At 46.6% G+C, this 19712-nt stretch carries 29 protein-coding genes, 1 pseudogene and 1 other annotated feature; of the genes and pseudogenes, 5 read left to right on the forward strand and 25 right to left on the reverse strand.

Going from position 1 to position 19712, the window contains the following annotated elements:
* Positions 1 to 2 precede the first annotated feature (2 nt).
* Together hisG and hisL are read right to left on the reverse strand one after the other, a co-directional pair.
* Positions 3 to 902 (reverse strand): ATP phosphoribosyltransferase, encoded by a 900-nt coding sequence (hisG, locus tag F3I47_RS09095; protein ID WP_009089318.1) that lies wholly within the window; start codon positions 900 to 902, stop codon positions 3 to 5.
* Positions 903 to 950: 48 nt separating this feature from the next.
* Positions 951 to 1071 (reverse strand) — a sequence feature (His leader region).
* Entirely contained in the window at positions 1047 to 1094 is a 48-nt protein-coding gene (hisL, locus tag F3I47_RS09100; protein WP_100396937.1) for a his operon leader peptide, read from the reverse strand. Its footprint overlaps the feature before it by 25 nt.
* 179 nt (positions 1095 to 1273) lie before the next feature.
* On the opposite strand from hisL, the gene F3I47_RS09105 reads away from it, so the two are divergent.
* A complete protein-coding gene (locus F3I47_RS09105) occupies positions 1274 to 2101 on the forward strand; it encodes an NAD-dependent epimerase/dehydratase family protein (protein WP_150028830.1) in 828 nt (275 codons plus the stop codon).
* Positions 2102 to 2298: 197 nt separating this feature from the next.
* On the opposite strand, the gene F3I47_RS09110 is transcribed toward F3I47_RS09105, so the two are convergent.
* The 16 genes from F3I47_RS09110 to F3I47_RS09185 form a co-directional block, all read right to left on the reverse strand.
* Positions 2299 to 3747, reverse strand: coding sequence for a glucosyltransferase domain-containing protein (locus F3I47_RS09110; protein WP_150028829.1), 1449 nt, complete (start codon positions 3745 to 3747; stop codon positions 2299 to 2301).
* A gap of 112 nt (positions 3748 to 3859) precedes the next feature.
* A complete protein-coding gene (locus tag F3I47_RS09115; protein WP_150028828.1) occupies positions 3860 to 4651 on the reverse strand; it encodes a hypothetical protein in 792 nt (263 codons plus the stop codon).
* An 88-nt stretch (positions 4652 to 4739) separates the two neighbouring features.
* A complete protein-coding gene (locus F3I47_RS09120; RefSeq protein ID WP_150028827.1) occupies positions 4740 to 6029 on the reverse strand; it encodes a site-specific integrase in 1290 nt (429 codons plus the stop codon).
* A gap of 33 nt (positions 6030 to 6062) precedes the next feature.
* Positions 6063 to 6320, reverse strand: a complete 258-nt coding sequence (locus F3I47_RS09125) for an excisionase family protein (protein ID WP_150028826.1) — start codon at positions 6318 to 6320, stop codon at positions 6063 to 6065.
* 97 nt (positions 6321 to 6417) lie between these two features.
* On the reverse strand, positions 6418 to 6648 hold the full coding sequence (locus F3I47_RS09130; protein ID WP_150028825.1) for a hypothetical protein: 231 nt from the start codon (positions 6646 to 6648) through the stop codon (positions 6418 to 6420).
* Positions 6645 to 6851, reverse strand: coding sequence for a hypothetical protein (locus F3I47_RS09135; protein ID WP_150028824.1), 207 nt, complete (start codon positions 6849 to 6851; stop codon positions 6645 to 6647). Before F3I47_RS09135 ends, F3I47_RS09130 begins: the two co-directional genes overlap by 4 nt.
* A gap of 64 nt (positions 6852 to 6915) precedes the next feature.
* A complete protein-coding gene (locus F3I47_RS09140; protein WP_150028823.1) occupies positions 6916 to 7278 on the reverse strand; it encodes a hypothetical protein in 363 nt (120 codons plus the stop codon).
* Between the two features lie 34 nt (positions 7279 to 7312).
* Positions 7313 to 7558 (reverse strand): hypothetical protein, encoded by a 246-nt coding sequence (locus tag F3I47_RS09145; protein WP_150028822.1) that lies wholly within the window; start codon positions 7556 to 7558, stop codon positions 7313 to 7315.
* Positions 7558 to 7818, reverse strand: a complete 261-nt coding sequence (locus F3I47_RS09150; protein WP_150028821.1) for a DNA polymerase III subunit theta — start codon at positions 7816 to 7818, stop codon at positions 7558 to 7560. Before F3I47_RS09150 ends, F3I47_RS09145 begins: the two co-directional genes overlap by 1 nt.
* Before the next feature lie 452 nt (positions 7819 to 8270).
* Positions 8271 to 8681, reverse strand: coding sequence for a hypothetical protein (locus F3I47_RS09155; RefSeq protein ID WP_150028820.1), 411 nt, complete (start codon positions 8679 to 8681; stop codon positions 8271 to 8273).
* A 93-nt stretch (positions 8682 to 8774) separates the two neighbouring features.
* A complete protein-coding gene (locus tag F3I47_RS09160; protein WP_150028819.1) occupies positions 8775 to 9056 on the reverse strand; it encodes a hypothetical protein in 282 nt (93 codons plus the stop codon).
* Between the two features lie 378 nt (positions 9057 to 9434).
* Positions 9435 to 9743, reverse strand: a complete 309-nt coding sequence (locus tag F3I47_RS09170; protein WP_150028817.1) for a hypothetical protein — start codon at positions 9741 to 9743, stop codon at positions 9435 to 9437.
* A gap of 26 nt (positions 9744 to 9769) precedes the next feature.
* The gene (locus F3I47_RS09175; protein WP_150028816.1) at positions 9770 to 10162 is read right to left on the reverse strand and encodes a single-stranded DNA-binding protein; all 393 of its coding nucleotides are present in this window, start codon (positions 10160 to 10162) and stop codon (positions 9770 to 9772) included.
* Positions 10162 to 10767 (reverse strand): ERF family protein, encoded by a 606-nt coding sequence (locus tag F3I47_RS09180; RefSeq protein WP_150028815.1) that lies wholly within the window; start codon positions 10765 to 10767, stop codon positions 10162 to 10164. The genes F3I47_RS09175 and F3I47_RS09180 overlap by 1 nt, the downstream gene beginning before the upstream one ends.
* Entirely contained in the window at positions 10760 to 10912 is a 153-nt protein-coding gene (locus tag F3I47_RS22320) for a hypothetical protein (protein ID WP_190311314.1), read from the reverse strand. The genes F3I47_RS09180 and F3I47_RS22320 overlap by 8 nt, the downstream gene beginning before the upstream one ends.
* The gene (locus tag F3I47_RS09185) at positions 10902 to 11099 is read right to left on the reverse strand and encodes a DUF5444 family protein (RefSeq protein WP_061061762.1); all 198 of its coding nucleotides are present in this window, start codon (positions 11097 to 11099) and stop codon (positions 10902 to 10904) included. The genes F3I47_RS22320 and F3I47_RS09185 overlap by 11 nt, the downstream gene beginning before the upstream one ends.
* On the opposite strand from F3I47_RS09185, the pseudogene F3I47_RS09190 reads away from it, so the two are divergent.
* The 3 genes and pseudogenes from F3I47_RS09190 to F3I47_RS09200 form a co-directional block, all read left to right on the forward strand.
* A pseudogene (locus F3I47_RS09190) lies at positions 11094 to 11696 on the forward strand (major capsid family protein); the annotation flags it as partial. The gene F3I47_RS09185 and the pseudogene F3I47_RS09190 sit on opposite strands and share 6 nt — an antisense overlap.
* Positions 11697 to 11799: 103 nt before the next feature.
* Positions 11800 to 12765, forward strand: a complete 966-nt coding sequence (locus F3I47_RS09195; protein ID WP_150028814.1) for a hypothetical protein — start codon at positions 11800 to 11802, stop codon at positions 12763 to 12765.
* Positions 12762 to 13172: a tail fiber assembly protein gene (locus tag F3I47_RS09200; protein ID WP_150028813.1), complete on the forward strand. Its 411-nt coding sequence runs from the start codon at positions 12762 to 12764 to the stop codon at positions 13170 to 13172. The genes F3I47_RS09195 and F3I47_RS09200 overlap by 4 nt, the downstream gene beginning before the upstream one ends.
* Before the next feature lie 10 nt (positions 13173 to 13182).
* Here the strand turns inward: F3I47_RS09200 and F3I47_RS09205 are convergent, their stop codons facing one another.
* Both F3I47_RS09205 and F3I47_RS09210 read right to left on the reverse strand, forming a co-directional pair.
* On the reverse strand, positions 13183 to 14409 hold the full coding sequence (locus F3I47_RS09205; RefSeq protein WP_150028812.1) for a DUF6056 family protein: 1227 nt from the start codon (positions 14407 to 14409) through the stop codon (positions 13183 to 13185).
* Complete coding sequence (locus tag F3I47_RS09210; protein WP_150028811.1) at positions 14387 to 14833, reverse strand: hypothetical protein; 447 nt, start codon at positions 14831 to 14833, stop codon at positions 14387 to 14389. The genes F3I47_RS09205 and F3I47_RS09210 overlap by 23 nt, the downstream gene beginning before the upstream one ends.
* Positions 14834 to 15118: 285 nt before the next feature.
* Here F3I47_RS09210 and F3I47_RS09215 point away from each other — a divergent pair, with 285 nt between their 5' ends.
* Positions 15119 to 15361: a hypothetical protein gene (locus tag F3I47_RS09215; RefSeq protein ID WP_223812708.1), complete on the forward strand. Its 243-nt coding sequence runs from the start codon at positions 15119 to 15121 to the stop codon at positions 15359 to 15361.
* 379 nt (positions 15362 to 15740) lie between these two features.
* Here the strand turns inward: F3I47_RS09215 and F3I47_RS09225 are convergent, their stop codons facing one another.
* The 5 genes from F3I47_RS09225 to F3I47_RS09245 are packed head-to-tail and all read right to left on the reverse strand — an operon-like array spanning position 15741 to position 19338.
* Positions 15741 to 16967 (reverse strand): DUF6056 family protein, encoded by a 1227-nt coding sequence (locus tag F3I47_RS09225; RefSeq protein WP_150028809.1) that lies wholly within the window; start codon positions 16965 to 16967, stop codon positions 15741 to 15743.
* On the reverse strand, positions 16951 to 17586 hold the full coding sequence (locus F3I47_RS09230; protein ID WP_150028808.1) for a hypothetical protein: 636 nt from the start codon (positions 17584 to 17586) through the stop codon (positions 16951 to 16953). The genes F3I47_RS09225 and F3I47_RS09230 overlap by 17 nt, the downstream gene beginning before the upstream one ends.
* Positions 17547 to 18017: a hypothetical protein gene (locus tag F3I47_RS09235; protein ID WP_150028807.1), complete on the reverse strand. Its 471-nt coding sequence runs from the start codon at positions 18015 to 18017 to the stop codon at positions 17547 to 17549. Before F3I47_RS09235 ends, F3I47_RS09230 begins: the two co-directional genes overlap by 40 nt.
* 41 nt (positions 18018 to 18058) lie before the next feature.
* Positions 18059 to 18982, reverse strand: coding sequence for a glycosyltransferase family 2 protein (locus F3I47_RS09240; protein ID WP_150028806.1), 924 nt, complete (start codon positions 18980 to 18982; stop codon positions 18059 to 18061).
* Positions 18979 to 19338, reverse strand: coding sequence for a GtrA family protein (locus F3I47_RS09245; RefSeq protein WP_111208224.1), 360 nt, complete (start codon positions 19336 to 19338; stop codon positions 18979 to 18981). The genes F3I47_RS09240 and F3I47_RS09245 overlap by 4 nt, the downstream gene beginning before the upstream one ends.
* Positions 19339 to 19712: the final 374 nt, after the last annotated feature.

Below are 19712 nucleotides of genomic sequence, written 5' to 3' on the forward strand. Positions count from 1 at the left end.
GCTTACTCCATCATCTTCTCAATTGGCAGCACCAGAATCGAACTGGCACCCAGTGACTTCAGTTTTTCCATCGTTTCCCAGAACAGGGTTTCGCTGCTGACCATGTGCATCGCCACGCGGCTGACATCACCCGCCAGCGGCAGAACGGTCGGGCGCTCTGCACCAGGCAGCAGGCTGATCACCTCTTCCAGGCGCTCACTCGGCGCGTGCAGCATGATGTACTTCGATTCGCGCGCTTTGATCACGCCCTGAATACGGGTCATCATCTTATCGATCAGCTCCTGCTTGGCGGCAGGCATCTCGCCGTCGCGCTGAATCAGGACGGCTTTTGAACGATAGATCACTTCCACTTCACGCAGGCCATTGGCCTCCAGCGTGGCCCCGGTGGAGACCAGGTCGCAGATGGCGTCAGCCAGACCGGCGCGGGTCGCAACTTCAACGGAACCGTTCAGCATACAGGTTTTGAAGCTGACGCCTTTTTTGTCGAGGTACTGCTTTAACAGGTGCGGATAGGAGGTGGCGATACGGGCGTTGTCGAGGCACTGCGGGCCGGTGTACTCGTCATCGGTTCCCATCGCCAGCGACAGGCGGCAGCCGCCGAAGTCGAGGCGGCGCAGGGTGAAATAGCGCGGGTCTTCACCCTGCGCCCGGCGTGAGAGTAACTCCTCTTCCAGCACGTTCTCACCGATGATGCCTAAATCGACCACACCATCCATGACCAGGCCAGGAATATCGTCATCGCGCACGCGCAGGATGTCGATGGGCATGTTCTCCGCAAACGCAATCAGGCGCTGTTGCTGAAGGTTGATTTTAACGCCGCAGCGCGCCAGCAGTTCGCGTGAATCATCACTTAAACGGCCAGATTTCTGCATAGCTATGCGTAAACGGGTGTTATCTAACATGGTTCCTGTCCTCTTAATCCTGTCCTGAATGTGTGGTTACGTCAGCCCATAAAAAAACCCCCGGAAGACGATCTTCCGGGGGTTCTCTTGCGTTCGCACCACTGGAAGATCTTGAAAGTCTTCCAGCACCAATCGCCTGAAAGACTAGTCAGGATGATGGTGGTGGTGATGGTTAAACTGAACGCGTGTCATAATAATCTCGTCGATGAATGAGTATTCATTTGTGGGGTTTAACCTAGCGAAGATGCGTGCCGTTGGCAACACTTTTTTATAGGCCCGGTTCGGAAAGCACTGAAACAGGTTGTCCTGGTTTGCAATCCGGGGGCAAACTACGGTGAAGTCAGGGTGGATGTTTTACGTCAGGAGTCAATATGAAGAAGGTCGCGATTGTGGGACTGGGCTGGTTGGGCATGCCGCTGGCCACGGCGTTAACGGCGCGGGGCTGGCAGGTGACGGGCAGTAAAACCACGCCGGACGGTGTTGAGGCGGCCCGCCGCTGCGGCATTGAGGCTTTTCAGCTGGAGCTGACGCCTGAGCTGGTGTGTGAGGCCGCCGATATCGAACCGCTGTTCAACGTTGATGCGCTGATCGTGACGCTGCCCGCCAGCCGCACCGCAGAAGGGGGCGAGGCCTATCTGCAGGCGGTGCAGAATGTGGTCGACACCGCGCTGGTTTACAGGGTGCCACGCATTATCTTTACCAGCTCCACCTCTGTATATGGCAGCAGCTCCGGGCCTAAGCGGGAAAACAGCCCGCTGACCGCCGAAACCGTTGCCGGAAAGACGCTGGTGAAACTGGAAAACTGGCTGCACGATCTGCCTGGCACCAGCGTCGATGTTGTGCGTCTGGCGGGGCTGGTCGGGCCAAAACGCCATCCGGGACGCTTCCTGGCGGGAAAACAGGATGTGGCCAATGGTTCGCAGGGCGTCAATCTGGTGCACCTCGACGATGTGGTTGAGGCGATTACGCTGCTGCTGCAGTCGCCGAAAGGGGGCCGGACCTATAACCTCTGTGCGCCGAAGCACCCCTCCCGTGACACCTTCTATCCGGCGGTAACGCGCCAGCTTGGGCTGCAGCCGCCTCAGTTCGCGCCCGAGGCAGTGAAAGAGAGCGGTAAGCTGATTGACGGGTCGCGTATCTGCAGCGAGCTGGGGTTTGAGTATCGCTATGATGATCCGGTGAAGATGCCGCTGGAGTAAGGCGCTGAACACCATTTTGCGGGAGCCGGCTGCTCCCGCTGCATCTTCTCCTGTTCTGCCTGTTTGGTAGTTACAACATACTTGCAGCAAGATACCGGGGCTAACCGTGCCCGTCTGAAATCCGGTAGTTCAGTCGGACAGGCAGCGGTGACCGTCACTTACCTCACAACGATAAGCCCTCCCCGCGGCTTTTCATTTTACAAGCATCGAGTAGGATCTGTGCTTTTAGATACGCCATTGATGCAGTTGCCCGGAGTTGAACCCAGCTTAACTACGACAACGTTATTAATTTTAAATACCGAATCTTTAGCAGGCCATAACGGAGCTGAGTTTATTTTTTCAATCTCTGGCTTTATTTCATCAAAGGAAGCCGGAATTATTTTTGCTATTGCGGTAGCATTCATAAAAGCCGAAATTCGTGCGGAGTTTCCGGCATCCCAGTTGAGGAAAGAGCTTCCAAACATGTCGTGGTTGGTAGGTTTATCAACCGAGTCAACGTTGAGTGCACCATAGAAATAGATCCTGACTGGCCTGTCTGGTGGCGTACCAACATATTTGTATATGTCGTTAGCAATAAAAGACGACACATTATAATCCTGATTATAAGAGAGATAACCGGTGTAGAAGAGTTTGCTGGATGAAGCGGTTCCATAGAGTAAAACAATCACAGGAACAGCCCATAAAATCCTCTTTTCAGCATAGAGAGTAAATAGGATAACACCCGATGCTGCGAAAGATATAGCAAGGCAATTCATCGCTCTGGGAGGCAAGAATCCGCCGATTATTACGTTCATCAGGAACGGCGATAGTATTACAGCGGCTGCTGAAAGCAGAAAAACAAAGCGGTTTTTAATGGGGCTGACAAAAATTACAACAAGAAAAAGTAACGAAAAGGCATAGATACTCAGCCCATAAGGGGCATTAAAAGAAAAATAATCAATTATGAATGCTACTATAGACTTTATAGTTTCATTTACGGGTTGATGAATCCAGCCAATCATGTTGAGAAAGTATGACTCTGAACTTTTACCAAAATGCCATTGAATGATCTTTGTCAGTAATGAATAGGCGACAGCAGCAACAATCATTACAATAACAGGTTTGAACACGATGTTTTTGAATGTTAAATCAGACTTGTTGTTGGCAATAGCATAGCAAATATAAGAAGCAATGATTGATACAGGAAGGAAAATTATAGACTGATAAATCGAAACGGAAAATGTTAATGCGATTACAGGTGTTATAACACTCAGTAAAAATCCTTTTTTTCTTAATGTAAGATAAGTTGATACAGAGGATAGAAGCACGGCTGTAGCTAATGTATCTGATTGGTTAGAGAATTCTAGCTGATATGCAAACTGAGGCAGGGCAGAGTAAAGAATCGAGAAAAATACAGACTGTTGCGTATTTAGGCCTAACGTTTTTGAGATAACAGAGCATGAAAGGGCAAGTATAACCAGAGACAATATTTCAGTATAAAATGTAATAAATGACTCAGGAAAGATTGTTGATTTGAGCAACACATGTCCCCACCGACCCATACTGATAGTGTGAGCAATATTATTACTAAATTCCTCATCAATAGATAGGGTGAAGTGGGTAAGTTCAAAAAAGTAAACGATGAATAATACTAATAACGATGATATGAATTAAACTAAAAGAGTTTCTTTTTTTAAGGCGGCTTTAATTTCCATCAGAAAAATCTCTAGGTGAATTTTACTTTCAGTAAAGAAAAATGCCCTAAAAGGGCAAGTTTCATTACTTTTTGATCAGATGCATTTTCCAACCTGGTGGATTAATGCTTATATCTGCTTCAGTTCCCGGTGGGGAATTTTCAAACAATCTGATTTGCTCTTTATAGCCAACTTCAAAATAAGGATATATATGAAAATGTCTGATGTACATTGTCGCCATTAAAATATTCAGGCACAACAATGCGATTGCTGGCCTCTTTGTTTTGCTTGTCAGAAAAGTTATAAAGCTGAAAAAGGCTATGTTTGTCACAAAAAAATATCGTTCTCCGCCCAAGGGTGATAAAAATAAAGGCCACTGTGGGTCTGTCATGCTCATCATTGGCTTAGCAAGAGCAAATCCGAGCATCAGTGATGGAAAAAGAAGTATGGACTTATAGCGCCATCCTGATTTTAAAGCATAATATAATATGGATGTTATTATTATTACATTTAACGCAATGGATGCCTGATTGCCATTTATGCCTGGCTTCCAGGTGTTATCAATAAGAGCGCCACGAATAATGCGATAAAAAGTAATATCAGAGAATAACTGAATACTTGCGCCTAAAGGGGCCGATGAACGGGTAGCGCCAGATGAAGTTAGAATTGTATATAATTGAATTAAAAAACAAAGTGTAAAAACGATATCGAAGGAGTTAATTTTCCTAACGGCGTTAACAATTCCGCCATGTTGGCATACTCGCTTCATGAGTAGACACGGAGCGATGAAAATTACAAATGGCCCACTTAGCCCACTGACTATCAATAAAACATAATCGTGTATCTTCCATGCTGTTGACTCCGGCCTTTCAGACATTATTACACAGAGAAGATACATTGAAAGATACCAGTGCATATTGGTAGAAATGGCACCTGGTGGTATGTATCTGTTATATCAATATATATTATATTGCAGTGTTTCTCTGGGGCATGGGTGGGGCAAAGTCGTTGAGCTTGTTGTTCAGGAGAGCCACCTGCGCACTGTTATTGTCTTTCATCCATTTGCCGTAAACGTTATAAACCATCTGCGCATTACTATGCCCCATCTGTGTAGCAATGAAGCTGGGGTTTGCTCCTGCAGATAGAGACCAGCATGCGTATGTGTGCCTAGTTTGGTATGGCTTTCTCAGCCTAATTCCCGATCTCCTCACGAGGTTCCTCCACATACCATTGACTGACATCACCGAGTAATAGTCCCTCCCCACACCAGCGACATCGGTCACCTCAGAACTGAAAACAAACGTAACCTCCATGGATTCCTTTTTTCTGTACTCTCTACCTGCAACTTCTATTTTCACAGGCCTTCTCATTTGTGTTAACGCCCTCTGGCTTTTCAGTACCTGAATCGCCGGATCAATAAGTTCTATCGTCCTTTCACCAGAGGTAGTTTTAGGCATGCAGAAATTCCCTAACGCTGTTAGGTTTCTGCAGACGGTTATTGTCCCCCTGCTAAGGTCTATATCCTCCCAGGCTAGAGCGCAAAGCTCACCGTGTCTCATGCCGGTGTACACGGCAAGAGACCAAAAGTTGCGGATTTGCTGGTGACTTGCCGCGTCAATCAGGCGAAGAAATTCGTCCCGCGTTAAAGGGTCAGGATTGGTTTTGTCTTTCTTCATCTGATAGATACCATCCGCAGGGCTACGGCTAATGTAGCCATTTTTCACAGCAAATGTGAGAACCTCTTTTAAGTGAGAGATAGATGAATTGACAGTTGTTACTTTTCTTCCCTGCTTAGCCGAATCATGCCCATGCCTGGAAAACTGACGCCCATTAAGCAACTCACCTCTTAAGGCCAGGATGTCTTCATGCATGATTTCTTCCAGTGGCTTGTCGGCGCCCAGAAGAATACAGACAGTTTTCAGTCTGGCCTTGAGGTTCTTAAATGTTATTGCTGAAATTGTTGGCCTCTTCAGCTCCATGAACTTGTCACAAACCTCTGATATCGTATTTTTACCGCGGTTAGATGAGGTGTGCTGGGAGTTGTGTTTTGAGTTAGGGAACTGCTCTTGATAGTCGAAAGTCCCCGTCTTTATCCTGTAATTAACAGCTGTTCTTAACTCTCCAGCAAGCTTCCGGTTCTTGGCATTGTCTGGAATCCCCAGCGATTCCCTTCTCCGCTTCCCCTCATGTACAAACCATATCCTTAGAGTGCCGCCGTGATTTTCGACGCCGGTTGGGTAAACGACCTTTGACATAGTGTGCTCCTGTTGTTTGAAGTGGCGATAAGGTTAAGCCTTTTTCCTCATAACCGCACCCGGTTGATTTTTTGCCTGGCTCTCGATCCACTGGTCGATTGCCTCGCGGTTATACATTGCCTCACTATTTGCTTTTGGCTGCCCCTCTGGAGAAAAGAGGAGATATTCGCGGCCCTGCAGCCACGCCTTCTCTCTTGCTCTCTTAATCGTTCCGGGACGAAGACCGGTGACAGCGATAAGAACAGATTCAGATACCCATTTGCTCGGCATCAACTGCACAATGTTTTCCATATCTACTCCTTATACGGCCAGCACAGAGCCAGCACGATGCAAATTAAAAAGACGAGCCACAGAGTGAACTCGCCGGGGGATATGTCGTGGATGGTGTTCATTTTGCAGAGGCGCTCTCCTTATCCACCTGGCGCACATAGAACGCCAGCCAGAGCTTTGCTGGAAACGTATCAGGCGGCAGGGCGGTGATTGATTTGGCGTGTTTGTCGAGGAGTGTGGTGATGATCCGGTCGTGTTCTTTCTTGGGCCTGCCTTCTATGGCGCTGATGATTTCGCTCCTGCATTTACGCGCTACGGCCCTTAGCACGTTCTCTGCTACCGGCGTCACGCTACCCTGCGATGCTGCTTAGCGCGCTCAATGCGCTCGTAATCTTCTCTACATTCAGCCGAACAGAAGCATCCCGCTGTCACCGCCTCTTCGCAGTAATGGCAGGCCCCGTTAAATTGCATTTCCGGGTGTTTACGGTTAGCCAGCGCGATATTGCGCTCCAACTCTTCAAACTCAGCGGCCTGGTCTAATTCGTCAGACATGTTCTACCTCCGAAATTTGGGCGTAAAAAAACCTGCCGGAGCAGGTTTATGATGAAGAATTCATTTAAGCAATTACGGTGTCATCAAAAATGTGATGCTTGTAGTTACTGCCGACGTATCTGTAGCGGCCATCATAAGTACAGGGAAATGACAAATCCTTTACATCATAAAAGCTATCTCTGATGAATGATGCCAGTTCAGGATGCAGAGATTCATCATTATTAATGACGATTATTCTATGATGAATAACAGTTGGATTGAAGGTAACGAAAGCTACCTCACCCTCAGCATCATAAGACTTGCCGTTTATCTCAATCTTGATTGGCTCGAATACACCCCTCATCACTTCTACTCCCTTTGATAAACCGGGTCCGATCCCCGTGGAAACTTCATCGGCTCTTCCAGATAAAACATTAGTTGCGTGCAATAAAAAACCCCGCTGTGGCGAGGTTCAGTGGTTCTCAATTTGTTGATGATGGTCGGGGGCTGTATTTTGCAACCGCCGCATCCAGTTCATTTTGATGGGGTGGGCCAAATTCAGATGCCACATTGTAAATAGAATCTCCAGATTTCATCCTGTAGACCTTAATGCTTTTCCATACTCGCGGGTTCTCGCTTTCCAGAATAGAGACTGTTGGTAACCCTGCCTCCCAATGCATTGGCTGTCCAGAATAAGCATAAGAAAAAACAAGATAATCTTCTTTCATCAGCTATCCTCCTTCTGATAAACCGTGGCAGTGCCGCGCGGGTACTGCAGCGAAGCGTTCCTGTAATGCTGCAATCTCTCCCTGAAATAATCCCTCATCGCTTCAGGCTGCTGCATCTCCACTTCATGCGGTATTACAGGCTGATTCATACGCTCCTTGTATGCGAATCCTGACGCGGCTAAATCCATGTTAATCCTGTCGCGCTCTTCTCTGCTGCGTGCTGCTAAATTTTGTGAGGTCACCTTAAGCTCGCCATGCATTAACCATGATCACATGACTTTTATGGGATGCGCTGGACTCATACCCTAGATGCATTAGGCCGGTTACAACAGATTTTCTGCAGGTTTCAAATTCAGTAAAGGTAAATGCTTTTCCATTTGCATTTCTCATTATCCATTCATAATTTGCATAGTGTGTTTCTGAAACAAGGTGGATAAGGCTTTCAGCTAGCTCACAATTCATGTCGACCTCCGCTATGATCTAACTCTAAAGTGCATCAAGAAACGGTTAATTTGCAAGCAGCTAACTACTTTATTTTGTCTTGTTCTGCCTGTTTCTTTAAGGGGCACTATCGCGTTATTCATCTTTTACAAACTTTTACTCAGGCGTACAGGAGTTTATGCCGTTTCAGTCTCAATAGCGTGGCAAAATGGTCATACAAAAGGCAATAAAAAACCGCCCGAAGGCGGCTTTTTGTAAGGAGTCAATGGGATTAAATACCCATGCGGTACTCTTCGTACGTACGAGGTTCCGAGTCACCTTTTTTGCGGAAAACAAGCATCTCTTCCTTCCGGTTCGTAACATAACCCAGTGTTTCAGTGAGCTGGCGTCGTAGAGTAGTAGGCATCTGAGGAATGGTTTTATCGGTGAGTCCACTCTCGATTTTATTCATGATTTCGAGTGCCAGGGCAATCTGCTCCTCATCAATCAGAATATTGACGCGATAACCCTCTCGGGTCTCTTGCTCGCTGCCTAACTGCCGGGTCAGTTTATCGACCTGATCGGCATAGTCGTCCAGTTGAGACTGTACATCTGCAGGCACTTCACCAGTTTTTTCAGCCAGTGCTTTGAGTGCATTGATGTTATCGATCGCCTGTTGTGCCAGGTCTGTAGCAGTGGTCATATTCGGTATCCTTTAAAAAGGTAAAATCAGAAGTTCCGTGAGGTTAAAAGGCCGACTTCCATCGGCCTAAAAAAGTCAGTTACTGACTACCTGTTACGGGTGTTCGTACTGCTGGAAAGTGCGCGGTTCAGGGTCGCCGGGCTTGCGGAACATTTCGTTGTCGTTTTTGCGCTCTTTCAGATACATCAGGGTCCGCTTAGCCTGATACTGGTCAGCCGGAGTAAGTGAGCCCGGCGTGCCGGCTTCACTTGCCGCTACCACTTTGGTCAGAATCTCAATGCCCAGGCCGACTACTTCAGTGGTATCCAGAATCGCAGAGCGATACAGTGCATTCAGGTTTTGCAGGTCTTCAAATTCCTGGTCGGTATGTTCCATGATAAATCCTCTTTCAGTTGAGTGAGTTAGGTTGTGAATTCACTCAACCACCTTACTCTCACCACCTGATGATAACCAGTAAAATACTGTTTATATGTACAGTGTTTTTGTGTCATAAATTTGGCTTAGTGCCATCTATAGCTTTGCTGCGCTCTTCCAGAAAACGTATCCGGCTGCGACTGGCACGCTGGCGTACAGACTCGTATGAGCGGTTGAGTTGTCGGGCTATAAGTTTGGGTGGGATGGTTGCTGCGAGTTCTTTCAGAAGGCCTATCTCATCGGGGGACCAGCGACGGCCAAGAGTTAATTGATTGCCACGACGCCGGTATTCCTGAGTTTGCAATTTCATCTCCTTTATAAGGCATTTGTAGATGCGTGCTAATCCTGCACCACGGCACCAAAGCGGCCCCGCAGCTCTGTCTGATAGTCGTTCCAGGCAACATCAGGATTTGTCACGATGATTCGTGGAAGTTGCGGATAGAATGCTGCCTGTCTTGCGTATTCGCTTGTGGCGCGCTCCCTGCGCCGTGCTTCCAGTGATTCCTTTGTGCGTGACTCAATCCGGCACCGCTCACCGTACCGGGCGGCAATCTGCTGTTGTGCGTCCTGCATAGCCAGCCGATGCAAGCGCTGTGACTCCATTTCATCAGGGCGTGCAGAGTCCGCCGAAGGTTCGGTGAGGTTCATGGTCGGTGCCTTATTGGTGGGTTAAATCAGAACGGGATAGAGGTGTCGTAATCAGGTTCGGTAGATTGCCCACGCGACTGCTGCGGACGACTCTGTTGCTGTCCGCTCTGCTTTGGCGGCAGGTCGATATCCCGAACAAGGATGGTTGGCGTTGAAACTTTGGTGCCGTCATCCTTCGTCCATTCTTCCAGAACGAATTCGCCGGTAACTGTGACCTTCGCGCCTTTCTGAATTGACGCGGACAACTTCTCAGCCATAGCGCCGAACATCTTGCATTGCAGCCAGGACGTTTTCTCGTTATCACCAAAGCCTGACTTAGCCGGCACTGAGAATGACGCGATGTGCTTTCCGTTTGGGGTAACACGCAGAACGGCATCCTTGCCGACATTACCTGCGATTGTGATCGTGTTGATTGGCATTATGCTGTTGCTCCTTCAAGCTCTGATTTTTTAAGGTCGTAGACTTCCTTCGCTTTGGCCTGCTCCGGGGTTCCGTCCAGCGCCTGCCACGCTCTGGCGAATGACTGCTTCAGCTCTTCCGGAGTTTTCTTGCTGAGTGCAGCCTCAGAGAAGGCGGCAAGGATGTCAGCGGGCTTAGGCTTTGGTTTTTGCTGCTGGGGTGCTGACGCTGACTGCTGGCGATGCTCGTTGGTGTCTGCATCCTTAGAGTCGTCGATGCCGAACAGGCCATTCAGGCAGTACTTCCGGGCGTAAGAGCTGGTCGCGCCAGTTATCTGCGCATCATCCATGCCTTTCTTGTCGACAGCTTCACGGGCCATTGCAGAGGCGCTGTGAGTGGTCTCACCATCGGTGATCGTCGCTGTGGCTTTTACGTAATACCGGTCGCCGATCAGAACGATTTCATCAGAGATGGACAGGAACAGGCCGTTAAGCAGCGGCTTCACACCCTCAAGAATGTCTTCACAGCTGCGGTAGTGATACTTGCCAAAGCTGTTGTATTGGCCCTTTGGCGCTTCCAGTGTGCGCTGTATCTCTGCCAGCCTGACGTAAAATTCCTTACTCATAACCAACTCCCATTCTCGCTGCCTGCTGCTCCGTACGGTAATCAGCGGCCGCATCCATTGCTGCCTGCTCATATGTCATTGGCTCAGCTAATTCGCCGAGCATGCCGCGCATCAGTGCGACAAATTCATCTTCGTTATGCTGCATGATTGTTGAACCTCTTATTCCAGTCGTCGTCCTGACATGAGTGCCAGCCTAGTGAAATCACAGAGGCCCACTCATAGGCCTTGTGCATGCCCTCCTTCGTATCTGGAAAGGCTTCTTCGTACAGCTTGTTGAAGTGGCTGCAGCCCTGCTGAACCAGAATGGTTCCGTTAACGGGAATAATGGTCATAGCGGATATGCAGCCGAACTGAACGTGGCTTCTGCTCTGGTGCTGAATAAGTTCCAGAACAAATCCTACTTCTACGGCATCGCTGGCCTGCAGAACTATGGCCTGCTTAATGACCCATCCCTGCCAGCCTCGATCACCCCGGGAGCAACCGGCACCGGTAGCGGCGTTACATGGTCAACCAAAGATGGTCAGGCTGTGTATGACGATATCCTGAAGCTATTCGGTCAACTGGTATCGCAGACCAAAGGCCTGCTTGATATGAGCACGCCAATGACGCTGGCGATGTCCCCGGCAATGTCGGTTAACCTGGCTAAGACGAACATGTACAACGTGAACGTCTCAGACCTGCTGAAAAAGAACTTCCCGAACCTGAAGATTGAGACCGCTATCGAGTACTCAACTCCGGCCGGTGAAATGGTTCAGATGATCGCAGATCGCCTGGGTGAGCAGGACACCGCTTACGCAGCCTTCACTGAGAAGATGCGTGCGCATGCAGTGGTGACTGAAGAGTCATCATGGAAGCAGAAAAAATCTGGCGGCACCTGGGGTGCAATTATCCGTCAACCGCTGGCAATCGCCACCATGCTGGGAGTGTAAGAAATGGCTGAAGTCGTAACAGTAGGATGCAAGCTGCCGAATGGCCTGGTGATTGATGTGGATGGTGCGCAGCCTATCGTGCTGAATGGCGCCAACTCATCCAATGTCATCGGCGGCTAACCCAGAAAACACGACATCTGCATTAACCGGGTGGGTGCCATCTGGATTCTATGGAACCACGGCCATTACGGGCTTGTCTGGCTCAAGTGTAACGCTCACAACACTGCAGGCCGGGCGTGATCGAATTACGCTGGCAGGAACTCTGACATCTAACATTAACCTGATAGTTCCTGCGTGGGTCAAACGGTGGGAAATCGTTAATAACTGCACAGGTTCATTCAGCGTTACAGTTAAAACTCCAACCGGCAGCGGTGTTTCTGTAGCTGCTGGGATTAGTGCCTTTGTGTATGGCGATGGCACTAACATCAATCAGGCAGCAAGCCCTGGCAGCCTTATCAATGTCCAGGTGTTCACATCCAGCGGAACCTATACACCTACTTCGGGTACAAAAAAAATTATCGTCGAGGTTCTGGGTGCTGGCGGTGGTGGTGGTAGTTCTAGCGCTGCAAACACAAGCGCGAATGGATTAGGAACGGGTGGCGGTGGTGGTGGTTATGCCAAGTCTTACCTGACGTCGGTGCCAGCATCTCAGTCTGTCACGGTGGGCGTTGGTGGTGCTCCTGCTTCTAACGGTGGCGCATCATCTTTTGGGTCCATAGTGAGCAATGGTGGTGTAGCGGGAGCAAACAATCTAAATGCAACTTATCAAAGCGGAGTGACTCAGCAGCGTGGTGGTGCGGGTGGTACAGCCAGTGGAGGAAATCTTATTAATGCTCGAGGAGGCACGGCTCTACAGGCTCTATGGACATCAGTCGGAAACTGCCTTAGTGGATCTGGCGGCTCGTCACATTTTGCAGGCACAACGACCCCGGTAGGTGGTGCAGCAGGGGCGGGTGATAGCGGAACGCTCGGTAATGGCGGATCTGGTGCGAACTCAAATGCTACAACTTCTGTTTTAGCTGGAGGTAGCGGTGGTAACGGAATCGTAATAGTTTGGGAGTATGCATGATGAATAGTTACGCACTAATTTCGAAAGGCAAAGTTGTAAATACTGTTGTTTGGGATGGAGAGGCTGAGGTGGATTTTGGGAAAGGCATTACGGCAGTTCTGATTACTGATGAAACTCCTGTAAGTATCGGATGGACTTATGAAAACAAACAGTTCTCACCACCTCCTTTAACTGAAGAAGAGCTTGCTAACCAAAACTCCCTGGCTATAACAGCAAATATCGGAATGAAGGCGTTGTTTATGGAGCAAGCAAGCCAGAAGATAAGCGTGTTACAGGATGCAGTTGATTTAGAAATGGCTACAGATGAGGAGGCAGCGGGCTTGCCGCTATGGAAAAAATACAGGGTACTTTTGAGCCGCATAGATGCTAACACGGCAAGTAAAGTAGATTGGCCGCAACAGCCCTAAACCACAGGGGCTATGCAGCCCCTGTATGCCTCACACCTGCAAGCCCTGAGCAAATAAATATAACCATAGATATCTCTGAGAAAAAAATTACGCGTTGGCTTGAAGCATAAACTGTTGGTGACAGGCCGATTGCCACAGTGATCGCTGCCCCCATTATTAAGCAGAATGCACAAATAGTTTTTATTTTTAAGGGCATTCCTGACTCTAGTGTACATATCAACATTAAAGATGCATGGGCAGCTGCGATACTGAAGTAAATATATTTTATATTAGATAGCCAGTTCTGTGGGGATAATTGCTGTGTCACCTCTGAATTCAAGATTACCAGCTTAGATAAAATAAAGATTGCAAACGACGCCCTCAAAGCGCGAAAAACCCATCCTGATTTATTTATGGTTACAAGCAAGATCAAAAGTGAAGCTATAGTAAAAAGTAATTCAGCACTGTCGAAAATGCCAGAAACATACCTGTCTATGCCGAAAGACAATTTTTGCAAGAAAGAAAAATCAACAAAGTTAGGCATGAACTTGCCGGATTCAATGGCAAATCTCTTGTGAGCTCCTGGAGAAAGGAAAAGTATAAGGGAAGAAACTATATTGGCGATGTAATAAAAAAGTGAGTACAGGCTTAACCCTCTTTTTATGGTAAGAGTTAGGTTTAAAAAAGATATCGTTAAGAGAATTATGGCGCATTGTTCACTATTTGAAGATACTATTAAGGATAATATCGATATTACTTTCAGTTTTGCGCTGAAAGCATCCTGGTTCATCAGAACGCAAACTGAGAATAGGCCAAGTGATGCAGGGACTAGATAATTGAATGCTCCTGCAGCCCAATAAACAGCTTCGGCTGAAACTGATGGATTTATCATCAAAGTTAACATTATGACTAGTGGCATTCCATAATGATAACTAATTCTTTCCGATAAGGTTATTCTCCATACTGAATAGGAAAGTAGTATGTAGCATGATACCACGAGCATCTTGAGCGCATATGTATATGGCATGATACTAACGGCAAGGAACTCAACGGCAACTCTTCCGCTCCACGAGTTATATCTTTTCCAAAAGTAATCAATATACCCTGCATTATTTAAGGCTGTTAAGTATGAGACATCATCAGGGCTTGTACTAACTCCAGTTTTAAAACCTATAAAACAAATAAATATAAACATAACCGTAAAAAAGAAAACATCACGTTCCGTCAGGTTTTTTTTATTGGCAGTTATACTCTTCACTATACAGAACTCCTTTTCTTAAAATGTTTATATTGAATGACCTATCGTTACTGTCATGGATTTTTGAAGAGAACCTGAACCCGGAGTGGTCTAGCGATTCGCCCCTATTAAAAACCTTAGAAACATCGACGCGATTACTAATCATGATTTGTGGCATGTAGAAAGCGCCATGATCCTTTACCGTTATGAATAGTTTTTGCTCGTTTGGATTTGCATCAATAAAAGCCCATCCAGAAGAGTATAAAATTCCATCTTTGATGATGCACTCATCAACACTGAATTTCATCCTCTCAACTTTATCTCTTTTATATTTTTGTGGTTCAAATAAATTTTTTTCCGCCCATAATGAATGGATAGCTAATAAAATTGTTAATGGCGTTAAAAATATCAAAGAATAAAATATGTTTTTTACCAGAAAATTCATGGCATCCCTTGATGTATTGAGTATAAGTTAACTAATCACAAGATTATGCATGAACGACGCTGAGCGTAAAGTAAAAAAGCCCGGCGACCGGGCAATGACTCAACCGCGCCTCTCTGAGCAGGCTACGGGGTGGGTAATTTGAGATTAGCCACACATAACCGAAGCCGCCAGCCTAAAATTCCCGCGCCAACAATGGCTTTACAAAACTGTGAGCCGTTTCGCCTTGATCAAATCCACCGACCAATATTACTGTTTATCCATACAGTATTTATCAGAGGAGGATTAATGATGGCGAGAGACTACGAGATAAAGCCTGCATTCGTACAGGCGATAACGCTGGACCGGCTGGGGCGGCAGATAGTGACGACCAGCGCATTCCAGGCAAACTTGGAGGCCGCTAACCATCACTGGACGCTGCAGCAGTGCAACCAGTGGATACGGCGCGAACAGAACATGTTCATGGAGCTGGCGACAGAGAACGGTGACAACCGCACCTACGCCCTGCGCAATATGGGATATGTGAGGTAGTCATGGGATTTCAGTCACCGGCGCAGGATTACGTCGAGAGCCGCCTCGACCTCAACAGGCTGTTTGCACCTCACCCAGGGCATATGCTCCGGATAGAAACGCCTGGCGGATTTGCTCTGATCGACCGTTCGATTCAGGCCCGACCAGGCGACACTGTTGCATTCCAGTTCGACGACTACCCTCAGCTGGGGAAATTATTCAATACAGGGATTATCACTCAGGATGGCGAGACAATAGAAGGGAGTGGGCTGGAGGGTGTTATCGTGCTTGGGAAAGTAACAGCGGAGATTTTGTCTGTTTATGAGCCATATCGGCCGATAATTTAGAATATACCTATTTTTCCAGTTAAATTAAAAAAGGCCCGAATGGGCCTTTAGTTTTAATCGATGACTCTTTTGATGTTAAACAAACTGTACAATATGAGTGATATGTTGAAGACATATAATACCCTTTCGCCCGAAGCATAAGCGGTTGGAGACAGCCCAATTGCTACCGTCACAAGCATGCCTATCATCAGCGTAAGAAACGCTCTGTAGTCCTTGGTTCCATCAGAACTCTCAATTGACCCCACCGCCATGCAGATTAGACTAATTAGGTAAAACAAATAGCACCCATAAACTTTTAAGCTTCCGAAATCAATATTGTAAAACTTTCCATAATATGTCAGGTAATCAATATCTTTCATATAAAAGGACAAAGACGTCAGGCAGATTATGGTAGATGTTACGCTAAAGATGAGGCATATCTTACTCAAGGCATCGCCTTTACTTTTCCTGCAAAGGTAAGCAATAAAGATAAAGGAGGATGCTAAAAAGATGATGTTACGTCCAAATGAAACATTCTCCACCAATCTGTCTACGCCAATGATGGCCTTTTGTAAAATATTCATCTCCGCGATCTGAGGCATATATCTTGCGGCTTCTACAGAAAACCTGGATGCTGAGCCGGGGCTAAGGAGTGTTATCGCAGCCCCAATCAATACAGTTACGTAAGCCACAGCTAGAGCACGGTTTCCCTTACGTTTATCGCTTCCGACAAAGAAAATGAAAGGAATTACTACAACCAAGAAAACTGCAATCTGTTCGGAAGATGTTGCAATAAACGAAAGTAATAGGGAAGAAAATAACTTTCTCATGCCAGCAGATGGTGACAGTAGAACGTTAGCCAGGAAAAGAGCGCAGGTCATAGGGAGAAGGTAATTATAGAATCCTGTAACCCACCACTCTGAGTCACCAGCGACAGGTGAATTTATGATAAGCGCTGCTGACATTACAAGCGGTGTGCCAATCTTGTAGTCAATTTTATTTTTAAGTGTGATAGACCACATCAAATACGCTGAAGAAATGAAGCAAAGTGGAATAAGTATCTTCCAAAACCCATGAAGGCCTATTGTTGATACCATGATTGCTTCTATTACGATACGCCCACTCCATGTCTGATAACGATGCTGCAAATAATTGAGCAGAGATATGTTATCAAGAGCGTGAGAGAACGTAACATCATCTGCATAGCTCATCAGACGTAGTTTGCTAATGATGACTACGAAGAGAATGGATGTGGATGCATAGAATAGCCAATTCGAAAACGATTTATTTGTTGCAAGCATAGCTAAGCGCCTTTTTTACATTGCCGTTCTTGTCTTTAATGTAGAAATTAAAGGTGGGATTTGTTCCAAAGCTGATCATCCTTCCGCTTATGGACGCATTGAAGCCAACCTTGTCAAACAAATCCGTCCGCGCAAACAACTGAGACACATCACCACGTGTAAACGTGAATGAAGGCAATACAAACTCACCATTGCCAGAATTGATAGTTACAATCAGCGATCCTGATTTTGGATAATCACTGCTAAACATCCATCCTTTTGCAGAGATAAAATCCTTATTAACAGAACACGAGTCAATACTATATTTCAAGTCCGCTGAATCGACATTTTGTAGTGAGGCTACACTGAAGCTCTTTGCCTTGTTCCATGACAGGAAAGAGCCTGCCACAGCGATAAAGCAAGCAGATATCAGTACAAGAAAAATTACTCTTGGGCTGGAGATTAATCGTGATAATGACATGACGTTAGGCTCATCCTTAATGTTCACCTGCCCCATGGGGCAGATATGGGGCAAAAAATTGCCGCAATCCTGCTCGATCTTGACTGACAGACCTGCAACGATTGCGGCAATGCTCTGCGTTAGCTCGAAGTAACTCGAAGTAACCCGTACTTTTTCCACCTACATTTCATATTGGTGATATTTGGATAACCTTCTGCAACGTTTGGCATCAAAAGAACGTAAAGTGCAACAGTTGCCCGATAAGCTATAGGAGCAAACTTAATACGACTTGAAAGTATGAATGCAATGAAACAAGCTCTGATTAAAATACCTATTATGTTAGCGACTAAGGCAGCTTTACTTAAACCAAAAAGCAGAGCAATACTGTAGGTCAGGCGAGATATAGTCTGAAAATAACCATTTTCAGGCATGAAAAGCGTGTTAAATATGCCGTTGTTATATGCGTCCTGTAACCAAAACCTGCCATCTTCAGCCCAGGGTTGCGCGTTTGAGATAATGTCTGGCCTTCTCATTATTATAAGAAAAACAATAATTAAAAATATTGTAGCGTTGAGAAGATACTTTTTGTTTTTTTTAATTTCTAAATTCATGAGTTCCGCCTGAACATTAAAAAAGTTATCAAACCTTTTCCCTAAATATCGCTATCATTTCTGATAATGTATCTCGGGCGTTGCTTGGTCTCGATATAAATCCTGCCGATATATTCTCCCAGCACACCGATACCAATTAGCTGAATGCCGCCCAGGAAAAGAATCGAAACCAGAATTGACGGATAACCGGCTACAGGGTTTCCCCAGATCAGCTTATCTGCAATCATCCACACGCCATAAAAAAACGAGAGCCCGGCAACAAAGAAACCGATATAGGTCCACATGCGTAAAGGAAACGTAGAGAATGACGTTATACCTTCCAGCGCAAGGTTCCAGAGTTTCCATCCATTAAATTTTGTCGACCCAGCGACGCGTTCAGCGCGCGTGTATTCGACTACCTCTGTTCTTCCACCCACCCATGAAAGAATACCTTTCATAAACAGGTTTCGCTCAGGCAGCAGCTTGATGTTATCAACCACATGGCGGGACATCAGCCTGAAATCACCCACATTCTCTTCAATCTGCGGTTTGCTGATCATGTTGTGTAATTTATAGAACCATTCAGCGCTTTTACGCTTCAGATGGCTATCGGATGAGCGATCAACCCGTTTAGCAAGCACAACATCTGCGCCTTCTTTCCACTTCGAGATCAGAAGCGGGATAACCTCGATGGGATCCTGCAGGTCTACATCGATAGGAATAACCACATCTCCGGTCGAGGCCTCAAGGCCTGCAAACAGGGCGGGCTCTTTGCCAAAATTTCGCGTAAAGCAAACATATTTGACTAACGCGTCATTTTTCATGATCGCATGAATCTGAGATTCTGTATTGTCTGTACTGCCATCGTTGATGAAAACAATCTCAATTTCATCATCTGCAAGCGGCGTGTAATTTCTTACCGTCTGATAGAAAACAGGAAGGGCTTCCTGCTCATTCAGGACGGGAACAACAAGCGATATTTTCATTTCTTATCTCGAAAAATGATGTACTTCGAATAGACAAAGCCACATACCAGACTTATTGCTGAGAAGACGATAAGGGTTACGACCGGATTGACCTTCATCCGGTCAGCATAGGAGCCAATCATGACGGCCACCATGCCCATGAAAAACACATACATGATGTAGCGGATCGTTGTGGCTTCTGAACTGAACGTCCACTTTGCGTTTGCAAAGAAAGAGAAGGTGACAGCAACGCAGAATGCAATAAAGTTGGACAGTGACTGCTGTAACCCCTTTTCTACACAGATGGCGAAGGTAACCCAGTGAATAAGCGTGTTAATCACACCAACTGACATGTATCGTGCAAAAAGTTTCAGCATGGCAAAGTTCTGTAAAAAGTGAGGTGCAAATCCTGACACCTGGCAGCGCCAGGATCAAGAAATTGTTAAGGCCATTTTCCCAGTTCATGCAGAGAGGGGTTATGTGCATCTGGAGCAGGATTTGGATGTGCGAAGACTGCGCTTTTCAGGCATGCAATAGGTATTCCGCTTAAGCAGAAAAAAAGATGAGCCTGCTACCGGTTGAAAAACATCCAGGCACGTTCATGTGAAAAATTAACGCCAGGCGACTCAGTCACGCCTGGCCGTAAGTGAAACTGCGCGCAAAGCGTATTTGATTCAGTGGGGCAATCTACTCTGCGTTACACATTTCCTGCCTCTCCGGGCGTTTAAATATCCAGGTATCAATAGCAACA

This window comes from Pantoea sp. M_10, from assembly GCF_008631515.1.
Taxonomy (GTDB): Bacteria; Pseudomonadota; Gammaproteobacteria; order Enterobacterales; family Enterobacteriaceae; genus Pantoea; species Pantoea anthophila.